Here is a 17102-nt window from a genome sequence, read left to right as displayed (position 1 = left end):
GAAAAAGGCGCTCCGACGAGGGGAAGGCCTTCTGGAGGTGAAGCAGTGGAACTGGTTTCAGTCGTCATTCTCAATTGGAACCGCCGGGACGACCTGCGCGAAGGGCTGACCCGGCTTAGGGAGCAGCCCTACCGGCCCATCGAGGTGATCGTCGTGGACAACGGCTCCTCCGATGACAGCGTGGCCATGGTGCAGGCCGATTTCCCGGAGGTCAAGATCATCGAGATCGGCGCCAACATCGGCGTTGAGGCCTATAACCACGGTTTTCGCCAAGCTCGCGGCGACTATGTGGTCATCCTGGACGACGATTCTTTTCCCGCCCATGACGCGATCGCCCGCATGGTGGAGCGATTTCGGGAGGATCCCCGCCTTGGCGTGGTCGCTTTCGATGTGCGCAGCTATGTTCAGTTTGAGGAGTGGCTTCGCCGCCGCGAAATGACCGGAGAGATAAGGTCAGCGGGAACGGAACAAGCGACAGGGCAGCAAAAGGCGGCAGAACCGGAGTATTACATGAGCTTCAACGGCGCCGGCGCGGGGGTGCGCCGGTCGGTCATGGAGAAAGCCGGCTACTATCCCGGCGAATTTTTTCTTTACATGAATGAGATGGATATGGCCTTTCGGATCTGGGACGCCGGTTACCGGATCCGGTTTTTTCCCGATATCATCTCTTACCATAAGGCGTCGCCGACCAACCGCCAGTCCTGGCGGGCGCCTTTTTTCTACACGCGGAATCTCTTCTGGCTCGTCTGGAAAAACCAGCCGCTCCTACCTGCCTGGCTGTTGACGTTGCGCCTCTTCTATTACTGTGTCTATTTCTCCCTGGAGCAGCAGACAGGGATCTATCTGAAAGCGGCCTGGGCGGCGGTGGTCCAACTGCCCATGATCCTGCGCTTGCGCAAGCCTGTGCGAGATGAGGTGGCCAGGAAGCTGCGGGTGCCCTATCGCGTCAATTTCACCTTCTACCGGTAAGGGTCGGGAAGGAGACCGGCAAAGAGTTCCGAGGAAGGGAGGGTTGCCGATGAAAGTGGTCGTATTAGCCGGAGGCGGGGGGACACGCCTTTTTCCCTTGTCCCGTCAGGACTATCCGAAGCAGTTTCTGACGATCGGCGGAGAGATGTCCTTGCTTGCCCAGACGATACACCGCTTCCTGCGCGTCGTTGAGCCCAGGGATATCGTCGTTGTCACCAACCATGCCTATTATCACCATGTGCAGATCGAACTGCGCAAATGGGGCGTTGAGCAGGCCCATGTGATCCTGGAACCGGACGCGCGCAACACGGCGCCTGCCATCGCCCTCAGCGCCCGCTATTGTCTCGATCTGCTGGGCTGTTCCCCCGATGAGGTCTTGTTTGTCGCCCCGTCGGACCATCTCGTGAGGCCGGAAGAGGCATATGCGGAGAAGATCCGGGAGGCCGTCCAGGTTGCTCAGGAAGGACGGATTGTCACCTTCGGCATTCAACCGACGAAGGCCGAAACAGGGTACGGCTATATCCAGGCGGGGGAAGCAAGGGACAACGGCTTCGCCGTCCGGCGCTTTACCGAAAAGCCTGATCGCGCCCGCGCCGAGGCCTTTCTCGCTGAGGGCGGCTATTACTGGAATTCGGGGATGTTTGCCTTCACCATCGGTTGCCTCGTCGAGGAGATCGAAGCGCACCAGCCCGACCTAGCCCAACTCCTGCGCCTGCCCTTCGAAGAGATGCTGGGGCGGTTCGCGGAATCGCCGTCGATCTCCATCGATAACGCTGTGGCTGAAAAGTCCTCTCGCGTGGTCGTGCTCCCCTTTTCGTTATACTGGAATGACATCGGCTGCTGGGACGCTATCTTTGAAGCGTTGCCGAAAGACACCGAGGGCAATGTTGTGGCGGGAGACTGTATCCCCTTCCAATGCCGTGAGACGCTGCTGATGAGCAATGGGCGACTGGTGGCCGGCATCGGTCTGGAAGACACGCTGGTGGTGGAGACGCCCGATGTTATCGTCGTCGCCCGCCGCGGCGAGTCCCAGAAGATCAAGGAAGTCGTCGACCAGTTGAAACAGCGCAAACGGCGGGAGGCGGTGGAGCATCCCACCCAGTACCGGCCCTGGGGGAGCTTCACCATCCTCGTCGACGCTGAGGGACATAAGGTGAAGCGCATTGTCGTCCAGCCGGGCCAGCGGTTGAGCTTGCAACTGCACTACCACCGGTCAGAACACTGGGTGGTTCTGGAAGGGACGGCGCGGGTGACGATCGGCGACGAGGTGCGGATGATCCATGAGAACGAAAGCATCTTTGTGCCAAAGTCGACCCGTCACCGTCTTGAAAATCCGGGGAAAGTCCCCTTGGTGATCATCGAGGTGCAAAACGGCATCTACCTCGAGGAAGACGACATTGTCCGCTTTAACGATGAATACGGCAGGAACTAAGGTGAGCCAACGTCACGATCGATGCCGAAAAACAGTCTTGACGGGCAAGGAAAAGACGGAAGGTGAGCGTTCGGTGGGAGGAAGCCCTTTTAAGGCCTATGACATCCGCGGCCGCGTCCCTGACGAACTGAATGAGGATCTGGCCTATCGCATTGGCCGGGCCTATGTCCAACTCTTTCCGGCGAAGCAGGTCGTCGTGGGCTATGATGTGCGCCCATCCAGTCCCGGCTTGGCGAGGGCGCTCGCAGAAGGGTTGACCGACGGCGGCTGTGATGTCATCCATATCGGCTGTTGCGGAACCGAGCAGGTCTACTTCGCCACCTTCCACTGGAAGCTGGATGGGGGGATCATGGTCACCGCCAGCCACAACCCCGGTGATTACAATGGCATGAAGCTGGTCCGTTCCGAGGCGCGTCCCATCAGCGGCGATAGCGGCTTGCGCGAATTGGAGGCGCTCGCCCTGGGGGAAGGGAAGCCCAGTGAGACGCATGGGGAGACGACCAGTGAGACGATCAGGGAGACATCGCAGGGGCATGGCCACGGCGTGAAGCCGAAAAAGGGGCGGATCCTGCACCGGGACGACCTGATGCAACCTTATGTGGCTCACCTTCTCTCCTATATCGATAGGTCAACCCTCCGGCCGATGAAGGTGGTCGTCAACAGCGGCAATGGGTGCGCGGGACCGGTTATCGACGCCCTGGAAGCGCATCTGCCCTTCCAGTTTGTCAAGGTCCACCATCAGCCTGACGGCGCCTTTCCCAACGGCATCCCCAATCCGCTGCTGCCGGAGAATCGGCTCTCGACGGCGCAGGCTGTCCGGGAGGCCGGCGCTGACCTGGGCATCGCCTGGGACGGTGACTTTGATCGCTGCTTTCTCTTTGACGAGCAGGGGCGCTTTATCGAAGGCTACTACCTCGTGGGCTTGCTCGGTCAAGCCTTTGCCCGGCGTAGCCCCAACGCCAGGATCATTCATGACCCGCGCCTGACCTGGAACACGCAGGAGATGGTGATGGAGGCTGGCGGGATTCCGGTGCAGTCGAAGACAGGCCACGCGTTCATCAAGGAGCGCATGCGCATCGAGGACGCCCTCTACGGCGGAGAGATGTCTGCCCACCACTACTTTCGCGATTTTGCCTACTGTGACAGCGGGATGATCCCCTGGCTGCTGGTCGTCGAGACCATGTGCCGGCGAGGGAAGACACTGTCAGCCCTTGTGGCGGAACGGATGGAGCGGTTCCCTTGCAGCGGTGAGATTAACCGCCGGGTGGCTGATCCCGGCGAGGTGTTGGCCCGCATCGAGGCGGCCTTTGCGACGGGAGGGGTCATCGACCGCACCGACGGCCTCAGTGTCGAATTCCCGGACTGGCGCTTCAACCTGCGGGCCTCTAATACGGAACCGTTGCTCCGGCTGAACGTAGAGACGCGGGCGGATGAAAAATTGCTCCGTCAAAAAACGGAGGAGATCCTGGCGGCGATCGACGGGAAAGGACGTGAAGGATGAGCGATAAGGCGGAAAAATGGTGTCTCCTGATCCGTTCCGTGCCCTTTCAACAGTTGGACAAGATCGTGCCTGCGCTGGTCCGACAGTATCCCGGCATGAAGCTGGCCGTTCTGACCCATTCCCATGGCAGGGAGATGGCCGCCAGTTACCGAGAGGTCGATGAGGTCCTGATCTACCCTGAGGTGGGAAGCTTCGACCAGGCGAAGGTGCCGGAGGCGGTCCGTTCGCGCCAGTGGGATATGGTCGTCACACCGGTGGCCAATGTCTCCGGTTCCGGTTTCTATAATGTGCTGCGCTTTGGACTGGCCATCCCGGCGCGGCAACATGCGCAAGTCAACCTCCCCGGCCATTTCTCCCAACTCACCGCAGCCGGGCTGGCCTGGACCGGTTTGCGCAACGGCGCCTTCGCCCTGGTGGCCGCGCTGGCGGCGGCGCTGCTCTGGCTGCCCTGGTGGCTCCTCTTTTCACTGCTGTCACTCGTCACGCCTCGCAAAAGGGAGAATCCGGGGCCCGGTTGAGGTATCGCTGACAAAGTTGTTGGGAAACAAAACGAGGCTGTTTGAGAGGCAGAGACGAAGTTGTGATCGCCGAAGATCTGAGAACCGCGGGTTTGGGGGATGGCGGATGTTTGATTACCTGATAGTCGGCGCCGGTTTGGCCGGCTGCACCTTGGCGGAACGGTTGGCCAACGAGCGGGGCGCCCAGGTGTTGCTCGTTGAAAAACGGTCCCACATCGCCGGCAACGCCTATGACTGCTATGATGACAAGGGCGTACTGATCCACCGCTACGGCGCGCACCTATTCCATACGAATGACCGCGACGTTTTCCTGTACCTGTCCCGATTTACGGACTGGCATCATTATCTCCACCGGGTGCTCACCTGGGTGGATGGCCAGTTGCTGCCCTTCCCGATCAACTTGGATACGCTGAATCAACTTTACAGCCTCTCTCTGACTGCTGACACGATGCGGGAATTCCTGAACAGCCGGCGGGAGCAGCGGGAGGCGGTCAACTCCGAGGATGTCATCGTCAGCCAGGTCGGGCGGGAGCTTTACGAAAAGTTTTTTGACCGCTACACCCGCAAACAGTGGGGCATACCGGCATCGGACCTGGAACCGGAGGTGTGCGCCCGTATCCCGGTGCGCTTCAACCGAGACGGCCGTTATTTTGCCGACACCTATCAGGGGATCCCCAAGCAGGGATACACGCGCATGGTCGAGCGGATGATCGACCATCCAAAGATCAAGTTGATGCTGAATACGGACTTTGCCGAAATAAAAGATGTCATCCCTTTCCGGAGGCTGATCTTCACCGGGCCGATCGACGAGTACTTCGGCTACGCCCTGGGGAGACTCCCTTACCGCTCGTTGCGATTTGAGTTCGAACAGGTTCATCAGGAGTATTTTCAGCCGGCCTGTGTCGTCAATTATCCCAATGAATTTGATTTCACTCGGATCATCGAGATCAAACATGCCACGGGACAGCGTTGTCCTGTCACCACGATCGTACGCGAGTATCCCGCCGGGGAGGGTGAACCCTATTACCCTGTGCCAGCCCGGAAAAACCGGGAACGATACGAACAGTACGCCCAGGCGGCTGCGCAACTGAGCGACGTCTATTTCGTGGGACGTCTGGGACAGTACCGCTACCTGAACATGGACCAGGTCGTGCGGGAGGCTTTGAACCTGTATGAGCGGCTTGGACCGTGACGGCTGGGGACCGGTCGAGTTGACGATGTGTAGGGATAAAGGAATGACTTGCGAGGGATAGCCCATGGGTTGTTTTACTGTTGCCGGCAGGAAAGTCGGCGCCGGCGCGCCGCCGCTGATCGTGGCGGAGATGTCGGGAAACCATAACCACTCTCTGGAAAGGGCGCTGCAGATCGTCGAGGCGGCTGCCGCTGCAGGCGCCCATGCCTTGAAGATCCAGACCTATACGGCGGACACGATGACCCTTGATGTCAACGAGGGCGCCTTTCGCATAGATGACCCTGATAGCCTCTGGGCCGGCAAGACGCTGCACCGGTTGTACGCTGAGGCAGCGACGCCCTGGGAGTGGCACGGTCCGATCTTCGAGCGATGCCGCCAACTGGGGCTGATCGGTTTCAGCACCCCCTTTGACGCCTCGGCCGTCGATTTTCTCGAATCATTGCAGGTACCTCTGTATAAGATCGCTTCATTTGAACTGACCGACCTGCCCCTGATCCGGCGGGTGGCGGCGACGGGCAAGCCGATCCTCCTGTCGACGGGGATGGCGACTGTCGCCGAGATCGATGAGGCTGTCCGGGCGGCCAGGGGAGCCGGCTGCCGCCATCTGGTGCTGCTCAAATGCACCAGCAGCTACCCGGCGTCACCGGCTTCCAGCCACCTTCGGACGATACCCCACCTGCTGTCCATGTACGGTGGAGGCCGGCCCGGCGCCGGTGGATATGGGCCGGAGGCTGGTGGAGATTCGTTGGTCGGCGGAGATCGGGCGGAGACGAAGGAAAACCCGGCGGCCTCCGGGGAGATGGCTGTCCAGGTGGGCCTGTCTGACCACACCCTGGGGATCGGCGTGGCTGTGGCGGCTGTCGCTCTCGGCGCGTCAGTGATCGAGAAACACTTCACCCTGTCCCGCGCCGACGGCGGCGTCGACGCCGCCTTTTCCCTGGAGCCGGCCGAGATGGCGGCGCTGGCCGTTGAGACGGAGCGGGCCTGGCAGGCCCTGGGCCATGTTCATTACGGCCCCCTCGGCGGAGAGGCCACATCGCTGAAACACCGCCGTTCCCTCTACGTCGCCGCCGACATGCGGGTCGGCGATCGATTTACGCCTGAGAACCTGCGGGTGATTCGACCGGGAGACGGTCTGCCGCCCAAGTACTACGACCTCTTGCTGGGCAGACCCCTGACCAGACATGCTGCCAAAGGAACGCCGGTGACGTGGGAGTTGCTGTTGCCGGAGACATGCGAGTTTACCGATCAAAACGAGGATCCTGAAAAAGACGATGGGAAGAATCCGCCCCGAGGCGATGACTGAAAGGGGATAGCCATGACGCGCGACGCCGTTGTGCAAATGATCATAGAAGCCTTGTCCGAGCAATTGGTAGAAACCCCTGCCGAGGAACTGAACGAGGAGACGCGGCTCTTCGGAAAGGAAGGCCTCCTCGACTCTGTCGGCCTGGTCACTTTAATTGTCGATGTGGAACAGAAGGTGGAGGACGAGACGGGCCACTCAATCGTGCTGGCCGATGAGCGGGCCATGTCGCAGAAACAGAGCCCCTTTCGTACGGCGGGCGCCCTGGCCGATTATATCCTGACGCTGCTGTGACGCGCTTGTGGTTTTACGCCGGTGACGGCGTTGCGGCGGATCGCCGGGACAGTGAACCGGCGACGGCTGGAAGAGGAACCGATGGTTGAGGTGGTTGGCATGACTAGGTGTGATGATTCGAAGCAGGGCGGCCTTCCGTGCGTCCCGGTCCCCCGGGTGATGCTGATCACCGGCGCACGGAAGGGGATCGGCCGCAGCCTGGCCGAGCACTATCTGCAACAGGGCTATCTGGTGGCCGGCTGCAGCCGCGAAGCGAGCGACCTGGCCCATGAGCGCTACTGGCACATGCAGGCCGATGTGGCCGATGAGGCGCAGGTGACCGAACTGATAAAGGCGATCAAGCGGCGGTGGGGGCGGCTGGATATCCTGATCAACAACGCCGGGACGGCGGCCATGAACCACACGGTGTTGACCCCCTGGAAAAGCGCCGATCAGATCATGGCCACCAACTTTGCCGGGACGTTCCTCTGCAGCCGTGAGGCGGCCAAGTTGATGATGAAGTCCCGCTGGGGCCGCATCGTCAATCTCTCGACTATCGCCGTGCCGCTCCGGATCGAGGGGGAGGCGGTCTATGCCGCATCAAAGAGCGCGGTAGAGACCTTTACCCGCGTCCTGGCGAAAGAATTGGCCCCCTTTGGCATCACCTGCAACGCCGTCGGACCGACGCCGATTGAGACAGACCTGATCCGCGGGGTGCCGAAGGCGAAGATCGACAAGCTTCTGGACCAGTTGGCCCTGCGTCGGCTGGGAACCTTCGCCGATGTGGCGAACGTGGTGGACTTTTTCATCAGTGAACGCAGCGACTACATCACCGGTCAGGTGCTGTATCTGGGGGGCGCGTAACCTTGTTTTTGGACTGGTTGAAGACGAAAATGGCCGCCCATGACAGGGCGGATGCCATGATATGGAACAAAAAAAACTACAACTACCGATGGCTGCTTGAGCGGATCGGCGAGTGGCAGCGTGTGCTCGACGGCAACCCTGCTCAGCCGCCGGCATCGGCAGGAACGGTCGTCGCCGTGGAAGGGGATTATACGCCGGAACTCTGCGCCCTGCTGCTGGCCTTGATCGACCGGGGCGCCATCGTTGTTCCGCTGACCCGTTCGGTGCGGCGGCAGCGGGAGGAATTCCTGGCCATCGCTGAGGCACAGGCGCTCTTCGCTTTTGACGACGATGACCGGTGGACGCTTACCTGGCTGAACAGGGACGCCGGACCCACAAACAGCCTGTTACGAAACCTTATTCAGCAGGGCCGCCCCGGACTGGTTCTGTTTTCTTCGGGGTCGACGGGCAAGAGCAAAGCGGCTCTGCATGACCTGACGCGCCTGATAAAAAAATTCGAGAAGCCGCGCCAGTCCAAACGGATGCTGACCTTTTTGCTGCTTGATCACATCGGCGGCGTTAACACGCTCTTCTACATCCTCGCCAACGCCGGGACGATCATCACCGTGCCGGGTCGAAGCCCCGACGAGGTTTGCGCCAATATCGAAAAATACCGAGTCCAGGTGCTGCCGACCTCGCCGACCTTTTTGAACCTGCTCCTCATCTCGGAGGCTTACCGGCGCGCCGACCTCTCTTCCCTGGAGTTGATCACTTATGGGACAGAGGTGATGCCCGAAAGCACCTTACAGCGTCTGCGGCAAGCCCTGCCTCAGGTGCAAATGCAGCAAACCTACGGGCTGTCTGAGTTGGGCATACTGCGCTCCAAGTCGAAGTCCTCCGACTCGCTCTGGGTGAAGATCGGCGGCGAGGGCTTTGAGACGAAGGTTGTCGACGGGATCCTCTGGATCCGAGCCGAATCGGCGATGCTGGGTTACCTGAACGCGCCGAGCCCCTTTGATGAAGAAGGCTGGTTCAACACCCAGGACGAGGTGATCATCGACGGCGAATACCTGCGCATCCTCGGACGCCGCTCCGAGATCATCAACGTGGGCGGCGAAAAGGTCTACCCGGCTGAGGTGGAAAGCGTGCTGATGCAGTTGGAGAACGTGGTGGACGCCGTGGTGACGGGAGAAAAGAACCCGGTCACCGGACAGATTGTGGTGGCGCAACTGGCGTTGGCTCAACCGGAGGATTCGGTGGCGCTGAAACGGCGGGTGCGCGAGTTTTGCCGCGAGCGACTGCTCCCCTATAAAGTGCCCGTGAAGGTGAAGGTCCTCGACCGGGCGTTCTTCAGCGAACGATTCAAGAAGATGCGCAGGGAGGAGCCGGTGACAGGCAATGGCTGACGGGGTCGTCATGGGGCGCTTCGTGCGGCTCCGTCCGGTGGAAGAGGGCGATTTGGAGCGGATCCGGCGGTGGCGGAACAGCCCAGAGGTCTACTATCCCATGTACAACTGGGATCCGATCACGCCGGAGATGCAGGCCCAGTGGTACCGGAACCGGGTCTGTGATCGAGAACGGAACCGGTTTTTCGTCATTGAGCGGCTAGTTCCCGTAAGTGCCGAAGTGGAAGACATCGTAAACAGCGTTGACAATCGCGCTGACGAACAGGGGCAACCTTCATCGAAGCAGTTTTTATCGGGTGTCCCCTTATCGTGCGGCGAGAGCGGCTTCCGTCCTGTGGGGCTGATTTCCCTCACCAATATGGAAGGGCGCCACCGGCGGGGAGATCTCGGTTTTTACATCGCCGAAGAGCGGGAACGGGCGCCGGGCGTCGCCCTGGAGGCGGAGTATCTCCTGCTCCGCTACGGTTTCGACGATCTCGGGCTGCACAAGGTGTGGGCCGAGGTGCTCGAAGGCAACGAGCCGGTGGCGCGTATGCACCGGAATTACGGCTTTCATGTGGAGGGAACGCTGCGGGAGCATGTCTGGCATGACGGGCGCTATAAGAATGTCTTCTGCCTCGGTCTGCTTGCCGTAGATTTTTCGGCGGCCCGGGGAAAGATTGAGACACTTTTAAAAAGGTTGAAGCAGTGAGGACACAGAGATCTTAGCCGAGGAGGAGAGGCGACAAAGTGACGAAGGCGATCATTGTCCAAGCGAGGATGGGTTCCAGCCGTCTGCCGGGCAAGGTGCTCATGCCCCTGGCCGGCATGCCCCTGCTCTGGCACGTGCTGGAGCGGTTGAAACGGGTGCGGGAGGCCGATGTGCTCTGTCTCGCCACCAGTCGCGGCCGGGTGGACGATCCGGTGGCCGATCTGGCCCGGTCCGCAGGGGTGCACCTCTTTCGTGGCGATGAGGATGACGTGCTCTCCCGGTACGCCCTCTGCGCCAGGGAGGTCGACGCCAAGACCGTTGTTCGCATCACCGCCGACTGCCCGTTGATTGAACCGGACATCGTCGCCGCCGCGATCAGCGCCTATGAACAGACACAGACCGATTACATGGGGATCGCCGAATGCCCGCGCGGACTCGATACAGAGGTCTTCTCCCGGACCGCCCTGGAACAGGCCTTTGCAGAAGCCCTCTACCCGGCTGCGCGGGAGCATGTGACCTTCCACCTCTACCACTCCGGCCGTTTTCAGGTCAACCATCACCGGCCGCCGGAGGCGTACCGGCGCCCCCAGTACCGCCTTTGCGTCGATGAGGCCAGGGATTATCAACTCCTGGAGGAGATTTACCGGCGCTTTTACCGGCCTGGCGGGATAGTGCCGGTTCCGGCGGTGCTGCGCTGGCTCGATGCGCACCCGGAGTGGGGAACCTACAATAGCGGCGTATTGCAGAAGCCTGTCGATACGACCGAAGCGCCGTCCACCTGAGTGCCCCTGCGGTCCACTGAGTGCCCCTGCGGGAAACTTTAGTTGAGGGCCGTTGAGGGCCTACTGGGGTCGCGAAGCAGAAGGTTGCTGAGTGAGGAAAAATAAGCAAGCAACGGCGCCAGCCGGGTCCAACAATAGGAAAAACGTGTTAAGTTCGCCCCTGTTTCTTCCGATAGGAAGGGCAGGAGGTGGTCAGGGATGACCGGAATTGACGCCTATCGCCCAAGTGCAGCGTATCGCACTGACGCGACTGTGTCCCGAGGGAAACAGGAGGTTTCCCGCCAGGGATCAAAGGAGGAGGCGAAAGCCGCTTCCGCCCCGACGAACCAGTCTGCTGACACGGACGCCGGCGTTGTCGTCGAACTGGGACGGAGCGAGCCCAAGGCAACCTATCAGGTCAACTGGGATGAGGTCAACCGGCTGAAACAGCAGGCAGAGCAGCGCTACAACCGCCTGATCGAAACGGTGCGCCAACTTATCGTCGAACAGGGCAAGTCGGCGAAGGGCGGCGGCAACGCCGGCGGTGAGACACCCGGCGCCGATGAACCTGTCATCGATTCCCCGGAACTGCTGGCTGCCCGGGAACAGGCCGCAAAAGACATCCAACCGGGCGGCGAATTCGGCGCCGATAAGGTGGCCGAGCGGATCCTGCGTTTCGCTGTCGCCCTCTCCGGCGGCGATCCCGGTCGCCTGGATGTGCTGCGCAAGGCCTTCGAGGATGGGTACGGCAAGGCCGCCAAGGCCTTCGGCGGTGAACTGCCTGAGGTATGCCAGGACACCTACAAGAAGGTGATGGACGGTTTCGACCAGTGGGAACAAACAGGAAAGGCGCCCGAGTTTGCCGAAAAATAGACGACCCATTGACCCCGGTGCTTCCGGGGTTTTTCATCGTTTGCGTTATTGTCGCTGACCGGGCTTGTCCCGCGTGGTTATGATACACCTGTCGTAGAAAGGATGAACCACCTTGAAGATACTCGTCACGGGCGGCGCCGGTTTCATCGGCCGCTGGGTCGTTCTCCAACTGTTAAAAGCAGGCCACCACGTCTGGGCCATCGACGATCTCAGCAATGGGAACGAAGCGAATCTCGCCTTTACGGCGGCAGAGCTGGCGCCCTTGGATCCCGCCGAAGCGATGGGGCAGTTAACCTACCGCCGCGGCGATATCCGGGACCGGGAACTGCTGGCGGCCTGGTTTGCCGAGCACCGCTTTCCCCTCTGCTACCATCTGGCAGCCGAGATCAACGTTCAAAAAAGCATCGACGACCCGCAGGACACCTTTTCTCGCGATGTGGCGGGAACCTTCGGTCTCCTGGAATTGTGCCGCGCCTACGACACCCGCTTTGTCTTCATGAGCACCTGCATGGTCTACTCGCCGGCGCCGGAGGCGGGCGGCATCGATGAGGCCCATCCCGTCCTGCCGGCGTCTCCCTATGCGGGGGCGAAGCTGTCGGGGGAACACCTGACGATCTCCTATTTTCACGCCTACGGGTTGCCGGTGACGGTGATCCGGCCCTTTAACACCTATGGGCCCTATCAGAAGACGAACGGGGAAGGCGGCGTCGTGGCCATCTTCGTCGAACGGGCGCTACGCGGCCAACCACTGCATATCTTCGGCGATGGGACCCAGACGCGGGACCTGCTCTATGTGGAGGACTGCGCTCGCTTCGTCATCCAGGCGGGGATGGATGCGGCGGCTGTAGGGCAGTTGCTCAACGCCGGTTCGGGCCGGGAGATTCCCATCGTCGATCTGGCTCGCCTGGTGGGAGCGGTGACCGGCGCTGCCGATGGCTTCTCTGTCAATCATGTGGACCACCCCCATCCGCAGAGCGAGATCCGGCGTCTCCTCTGCGACTACAGCAGGGCGGAAGCCCTGTTAGGGTGGCGTCCCCTCATCTCCCTGGAAGAGGGGATCGCCCGCACGGCGGCGTGGCTGAAGGAAGCCAAGCCCGAACTGGGGGGCGGGGCGCGATGACGGCGCCAGGGGAGTTCATCCCCTATGCCCGCCAGTCCATCGATGAGGACGACATCGCCGCTGTCGCCGAGGCGCTGCGCGGCGACTACCTGACGACGGGACCGGCCATCGACCGCTTTGAGGCGGCTGTGGCCAGCCGCGCCGGCGCTCGCTTCGGCGTGGCCCTCTCCTCAGGGACGGCGGCGCTCCATGCCGCCTATTTCGCCGCCGGCATCGGTCCGGGCGACGAGGTGATCCTGCCGGCCAACACCTTTGCGGCGACAGCCAATGCGGCCCTCTACCTAGGCGCCAAACCGGTCTTCGCCGACATCGAGCCTGATACGGGGAACATGGCCGTAGAGGCGGTGGAGGCGTTGATCACGCCGCGGACCCGGGCAATTGTGCCTGTCCATTTTGCCGGGTTGCCTGCCGATGTCCCGGCGATCCGGGACTTGGCTGAACGCTACGGTCTTCTCGTGATCGAAGACGCCGCCCACGCATTGGGGGCTGCCGTCGACGCCCGTCCTGTGGGGAGCCTGAGCGCCATGACCGCCTTCTCCTTTCACCCGGTGAAACACATTGCTACTGGAGAGGGCGGGATGGTCGTCACCGACGACGAGGCGCTGTACCGACGGTTGACCTTGTTTCGCAGCCACGGGATCACGCGGGACCGCTCCCAGATGAAGGCGGACGAAGGCCCCTGGTATTATGAGATGCATGCCTTGGGGTACAATTACCGGATGACCGATATCCAGGCCGTGTTAGGGGAAAGCCAGTTGAAAAAGCTGGACTGTTTTCTGGCTCGTCGCCGGGAGATAGCGCACTGCTATGACCGGGAATTGGCCTGTCTCTCTGATGTCCTTGCCCTTCCGGGTCGACGACCGGGAAGGGATTCGGCCTGGCATCTCTATGTCATTCGTCTTTTGGCCGGCGCGGAACGGAGAAGGGATTTGGTGACCTATCTCCACGAGCGGGGCATCCTGGTGAACGTCCATTACCGCCCTGTGTACCTGCATCCCTATTACCGCGCCCTCGGCTATGCCCCTGGACTGTGCCCGCTGGCGGAACGGTTTTACAGCCAAGCCGTTTCCCTGCCCATGTACTACGGTCTGACAGCGGCCCAGCAGGCAAAGGTGATCGACGCGGTGATGAGCGGGGTGGAGGCAACCTGAACGGGACGAAAGTGAACGGGACGAAAGCGGTTGTCGCCTTTTATTTTGACGCAGGAAGCGGCGTGGGATTGGGCCACGCCATGCGATGCGCCGCCCTCGCGGAAGCGTTCCGTGAACAGGGGCATTTGGCGCTGGCTGCCGGTCCTCCCGATGGAGCGGCAATACACCTCACAGGCGATCTCTTCCAGTGGCGGCGGCCGGAAAGCGGGTGCGCCGTTGATGCGGCCCCGGAGCGGTGGGCCTGCTGGCTGAAAGGGCAAGGCGCAACCATCGTGATCATCGACTCCTACCGGATTCGTCCCGAGACGCTGGGGGCGCTCCGTTCAGCGGGGCTGTATGTGGTCTATCTCGATGACCATAACGCCTTTCCGATGGATGTCCAACTGGTGATCAACGCTGGACTGGCGGCGGAAAGGGAGACCTACCGTTTTCAAAGGGCGGGTAGGGCGCTCTTAGGCGCGCCCTATACCCTCCTTCGCCGGCGCGTCGTGGAAGCCCGGCGACTGCGGGAACAACGGGAACGCTTTGAACTGCAACAACCGCAACAAATCCTCGTCACGCTGGGCGGCGGCGATCCCATGGGCCACCTCCCGCGAGTCCTCGAAGCATTAGATCGGGTCGTCCAGTCGGGATGTTGCCTTGAGGCGCATGTCATTGTCGGCCCCTATATGGACTTCCCCGAGGAATTTAAAGAAAAGCCCTGGATCCGGCGACATCATCCTCCGACTGACATCATCAGCATGCTCCCCGCCATGGATCTCGCCGTTACCGCCGCCGGCGTCACCCTTCAGGAATTGCTGGCGACGGGGGTTCCCTGTGCGGTTGTCGTCCAGGCGGACAATCAGGTTCCGGCGGCGTTGGCGGCCTGCCAGATGGAAGCAGCACTCCCGCTCTTTTCGACTGGCCCGCCGGGAGCGCCTCTCGAAAAAGGCAACCAAAATGAAACGGTTGTCCTTCAGAAACCGCTGGAAATAGAGGAGATTGCTCGACGGCTGTTTATGCTTCTCCACGAGCAGAAACGCGCGCAAGCTTTAGGGGAGATGGGGAAAAACATCATCGACGGTCTGGGCGCTCTCCGGTGTTGTCGGGAAGTCCTGGAAGACGCCCGTAGGCAGGGCTTCCGCTAAAAAGAGAGCGGCAAAATGGGTTCCCCTGCAAAGGGATACACCGGATCCTGTGTGCTGTGGTATAAGTACATTCTGGGTATTATATGTGAATATTTATGCGCGAGACTGCTCGCGCTTATTTTTTTTAACAGAAACTGATGCCGTCCCCGTAGGGGTGGAAGATTCTATCATTGTTCTTTCTTTCATCAAGCTGTATAATTATCGCAATTACATATCCTATTATTTTATTTAGACGAAGGAGGAAATATTCCAGTGAAAAAATGGGTAAAGACCGGCTTGATGGGGATCCTGGCCCTCGGCTTATTGGTCACGGCGACCGGCTGCGGTGGCGGGGCGCCCGCTGGCGACAAAGCAACGGCCAAGAAAACAATCAAAGTAGCCACCGACGCCGCCTACGCTCCTTTTGAATGGAAGAATGAAAAAGGGGAAATTGTCGGCTTTGACATCGACCTGATCAAAGCCGTTGGCAAGGAAATGAACGCCGAGATCGAACTGGTTGACACGCCCTTTGACGGCATCATCGCTGCGCTGACGAACAAGAACGTGGACATGCTTATCTCGGCCATGACGATCACGGAAAAGCGCAAGGAATCGATCGATTTCTCCAAGCCCTACTTCGTGGCTGTCCAGGCGATCGCAGTCAAAGAAGGCTCTCCGGTCAAGAAGTTTGAAGACATCAAAGACCTGAAGGTCGGTGTCCAGAACTCGACGACAGGCCAGTATGTGGTCGAAAAGCTGATGGGTGAGAAGAGCCCCAAGATCTTCCGTTATGACACCACCCCCTTGGCCATGAACATGCTGAACAACGGCGACGTCGATGTCGTCGTGGCTGACAAGCCTGTCGTGCAGCACTTCCTGAAAAACAACCCCAGCGCCAAAATGACCTTGATCGACGACACGAGCTTTGAGAAAGAAGATTACGGGATCGCCGTTCGCAAAGGCGAGGGTGAACTGCTGAAACAAGTCAACGATGCGCTGGATAAGCTGGAGAAGAACGGCACTATCAAACAAATCTCCGAAAAGTACCTCACCGGCAAGTAATTTTTGGAATCCGTCGAAAGGATTACTTTTCGATAGAAATTGGTTGGCTGAACCGGTCAGGTAGTGTATAGTATAGGCGTATCAGGGACGAATGGCCTGCTGCGCCTTTTCTTTTTGCCTTCCACCACGATTCCAAGCACCTGTTGCCTCTCAACGCAGAATACTCGGAGGAGCCGTTCGAAACATGGATTTTAAATGGAAGATTGTGCAGGATTATGCCGACCTGTTCCTGATGGGCGGGTGGACGACGGTCAAGGTCACCGCCATTTCCGTCATGATCGGCACGGTGATCGGCCTCTTTGTCGCGCTCGGGAGACTCTCTCACCTAAAACCGCTTCGATGGCTCGCCACGATTTACACGGACGTCATTCGCGGCACGCCGCTGCTGGTGCAGATCTTCATCGTCCACCTAGGGGCGCCGAAGCTCATCGGACAATCCCTGCCGGCCATGACCTCGGGTCTGATAGCCCTGAGCGTCAACTCAGGCGCCTATGTGGCCGAGATCTTCCGCGCCGGCATCCAATCCATCGACAAGGGGCAGATGGAAGCCTCCCGGTCCTTGGGGATGACCTATGCCCAGGCGATGCGCCATATCATCCTTCCCCAGGCCTTCCGACGGGTCATCCCGCCGCTGGGAAACGAGTTTATCGCCATGCTGAAAGACTCATCCCTCGTTTCGGTCATCTCCCTGCCGGAACTGACGATGGCGGGACGGACGGTCCTCGGTTCCACGGCGCGAGTCTGGGAGGCCTGGTTGCCGGTCGCGGCCATTTACCTGACCCTGACCCTGATCTTCAGCCGCCTCGTGGCCTGGTATGAGGAGAAGCTGTCGGTAAAAACGCACCGTTGAGTGCGCTGTCGCGCCAAACCGTTACATCAATCCGTTGCAGTGCGCGGCCAC

17 protein-coding genes are annotated in these 17102 nt (G+C 60.4%); all 17 read left to right on the top strand.

Going from position 1 to position 17102, the window contains the following annotated elements; genetic code table 11:
- Positions 1–45 precede the first annotated feature (45 nt).
- The 17 genes from GTO91_RS06965 (at position 46) to GTO91_RS06885 (ending at position 17051) form a co-directional block, all read left to right on the top strand.
- A complete protein-coding gene (locus GTO91_RS06965) occupies positions 46–969 on the top strand; it encodes a glycosyltransferase family 2 protein (protein ID WP_161256900.1) in 924 nt (307 codons plus the stop codon).
- A 49-nt stretch (positions 970–1018) separates the two neighbouring features.
- Positions 1019–2401, top strand: a complete 1383-nt coding sequence (locus GTO91_RS06960; protein ID WP_161256897.1) for a mannose-1-phosphate guanylyltransferase/mannose-6-phosphate isomerase — start codon at positions 1019–1021, stop codon at positions 2399–2401.
- A 73-nt stretch (positions 2402–2474) separates the two neighbouring features.
- Positions 2475–3902 (top strand): phosphohexomutase domain-containing protein, encoded by a 1428-nt coding sequence (locus GTO91_RS06955; RefSeq protein ID WP_407929518.1) that lies wholly within the window; start codon positions 2475–2477, stop codon positions 3900–3902.
- Positions 3899–4420, top strand: coding sequence for a glycosyltransferase family 9 protein (locus GTO91_RS06950; protein ID WP_161256894.1), 522 nt, complete (start codon positions 3899–3901; stop codon positions 4418–4420). Before GTO91_RS06955 ends, GTO91_RS06950 begins: the two co-directional genes overlap by 4 nt.
- A 106-nt stretch (positions 4421–4526) precedes the next feature.
- On the top strand, positions 4527–5612 hold the full coding sequence (glf, locus tag GTO91_RS06945; protein WP_161256891.1) for a UDP-galactopyranose mutase: 1086 nt from the start codon (positions 4527–4529) through the stop codon (positions 5610–5612).
- Between the two features lie 64 nt (positions 5613–5676).
- A complete protein-coding gene (locus GTO91_RS06940; protein WP_161256888.1) occupies positions 5677–6918 on the top strand; it encodes an N-acetylneuraminate synthase family protein in 1242 nt (413 codons plus the stop codon).
- Positions 6919–6930: 12 nt separating this feature from the next.
- Positions 6931–7209 carry an acyl carrier protein gene (locus GTO91_RS06935; protein WP_161256885.1) on the top strand — a complete coding sequence of 93 codons (279 nt, stop codon included), beginning with the start codon at positions 6931–6933 and terminating at the stop codon, positions 7207–7209.
- A 21-nt stretch (positions 7210–7230) separates the two neighbouring features.
- On the top strand, positions 7231–8052 hold the full coding sequence (locus tag GTO91_RS06930; RefSeq protein ID WP_328793741.1) for an SDR family NAD(P)-dependent oxidoreductase: 822 nt from the start codon (positions 7231–7233) through the stop codon (positions 8050–8052).
- Positions 8053–8054: 2 nt separating this feature from the next.
- Positions 8055–9437, top strand: coding sequence for a long-chain fatty acid--CoA ligase (locus GTO91_RS06925; protein WP_207708984.1), 1383 nt, complete (start codon positions 8055–8057; stop codon positions 9435–9437).
- Positions 9430–10128, top strand: a complete 699-nt coding sequence (locus tag GTO91_RS06920) for a GNAT family N-acetyltransferase (RefSeq protein ID WP_161256882.1) — start codon at positions 9430–9432, stop codon at positions 10126–10128. The genes GTO91_RS06925 and GTO91_RS06920 overlap by 8 nt, the downstream gene beginning before the upstream one ends.
- 38 nt (positions 10129–10166) lie before the next feature.
- Complete coding sequence (locus tag GTO91_RS06915) at positions 10167–10910, top strand: cytidylyltransferase domain-containing protein (RefSeq protein WP_161256879.1); 744 nt, start codon at positions 10167–10169, stop codon at positions 10908–10910.
- A 198-nt stretch (positions 10911–11108) separates the two neighbouring features.
- Positions 11109–11762 (top strand): hypothetical protein, encoded by a 654-nt coding sequence (locus GTO91_RS06910; protein ID WP_161256876.1) that lies wholly within the window; start codon positions 11109–11111, stop codon positions 11760–11762.
- Between the two features lie 112 nt (positions 11763–11874).
- Positions 11875–12882, top strand: a complete 1008-nt coding sequence (locus GTO91_RS06905) for a dTDP-glucose 4,6-dehydratase (protein ID WP_161256873.1) — start codon at positions 11875–11877, stop codon at positions 12880–12882.
- Positions 12879–14033: a UDP-4-amino-4,6-dideoxy-N-acetyl-beta-L-altrosamine transaminase gene (gene pseC / locus GTO91_RS06900; protein ID WP_161256870.1), complete on the top strand. Its 1155-nt coding sequence runs from the start codon at positions 12879–12881 to the stop codon at positions 14031–14033. Before GTO91_RS06905 ends, pseC begins: the two co-directional genes overlap by 4 nt.
- Before the next feature lie 11 nt (positions 14034–14044).
- Entirely contained in the window at positions 14045–15160 is a 1116-nt protein-coding gene (locus GTO91_RS06895) for a PseG/SpsG family protein (RefSeq protein ID WP_161256867.1), read from the top strand.
- A 252-nt stretch (positions 15161–15412) separates the two neighbouring features.
- On the top strand, positions 15413–16201 hold the full coding sequence (locus GTO91_RS06890; protein WP_161256864.1) for a basic amino acid ABC transporter substrate-binding protein: 789 nt from the start codon (positions 15413–15415) through the stop codon (positions 16199–16201).
- Positions 16202–16385: 184 nt separating this feature from the next.
- Positions 16386–17051 carry an amino acid ABC transporter permease gene (locus tag GTO91_RS06885; RefSeq protein WP_161256861.1) on the top strand — a complete coding sequence of 222 codons (666 nt, stop codon included), beginning with the start codon at positions 16386–16388 and terminating at the stop codon, positions 17049–17051.
- Positions 17052–17102: the final 51 nt, after the last annotated feature.

This window comes from Heliomicrobium undosum (assembly GCF_009877425.1).
Taxonomy (GTDB): domain Bacteria; phylum Bacillota; class Desulfitobacteriia; order Heliobacteriales; family Heliobacteriaceae; genus Heliomicrobium; species Heliomicrobium undosum.
Note: the sequence above shows the minus strand (reverse complement) of the source record. Positions and strands in the feature narration are given on the sequence as shown.

What these genes read in the sequence shown, in the direction of transcription:
- GTO91_RS06960 (WP_161256897.1), top strand. Translation starts at nt 1,019, where the DNA reads ATGAAAGTGGTCGTATTAGCCGGAGGCGGGGGGACACGCCTTTTTCCC.
- GTO91_RS06950 (WP_161256894.1), top strand. Translation starts at nt 3,899, where the DNA reads ATGAGCGATAAGGCGGAAAAATGGTGTCTCCTGATCCGTTCCGTGCCC.
- glf (WP_161256891.1), top strand. Translation starts at nt 4,527, where the DNA reads ATGTTTGATTACCTGATAGTCGGCGCCGGTTTGGCCGGCTGCACCTTG.
- GTO91_RS06940 (WP_161256888.1), top strand. Translation starts at nt 5,677, where the DNA reads ATGGGTTGTTTTACTGTTGCCGGCAGGAAAGTCGGCGCCGGCGCGCCG.
- GTO91_RS06935 (WP_161256885.1), top strand. Translation starts at nt 6,931, where the DNA reads ATGACGCGCGACGCCGTTGTGCAAATGATCATAGAAGCCTTGTCCGAG.
- GTO91_RS06920 (WP_161256882.1), top strand. Translation starts at nt 9,430, where the DNA reads ATGGCTGACGGGGTCGTCATGGGGCGCTTCGTGCGGCTCCGTCCGGTG.
- GTO91_RS06910 (WP_161256876.1), top strand. Translation starts at nt 11,109, where the DNA reads ATGACCGGAATTGACGCCTATCGCCCAAGTGCAGCGTATCGCACTGAC.
- pseC (WP_161256870.1), top strand. Translation starts at nt 12,879, where the DNA reads ATGACGGCGCCAGGGGAGTTCATCCCCTATGCCCGCCAGTCCATCGAT.
- GTO91_RS06885 (WP_161256861.1), top strand. Translation starts at nt 16,386, where the DNA reads ATGGATTTTAAATGGAAGATTGTGCAGGATTATGCCGACCTGTTCCTG.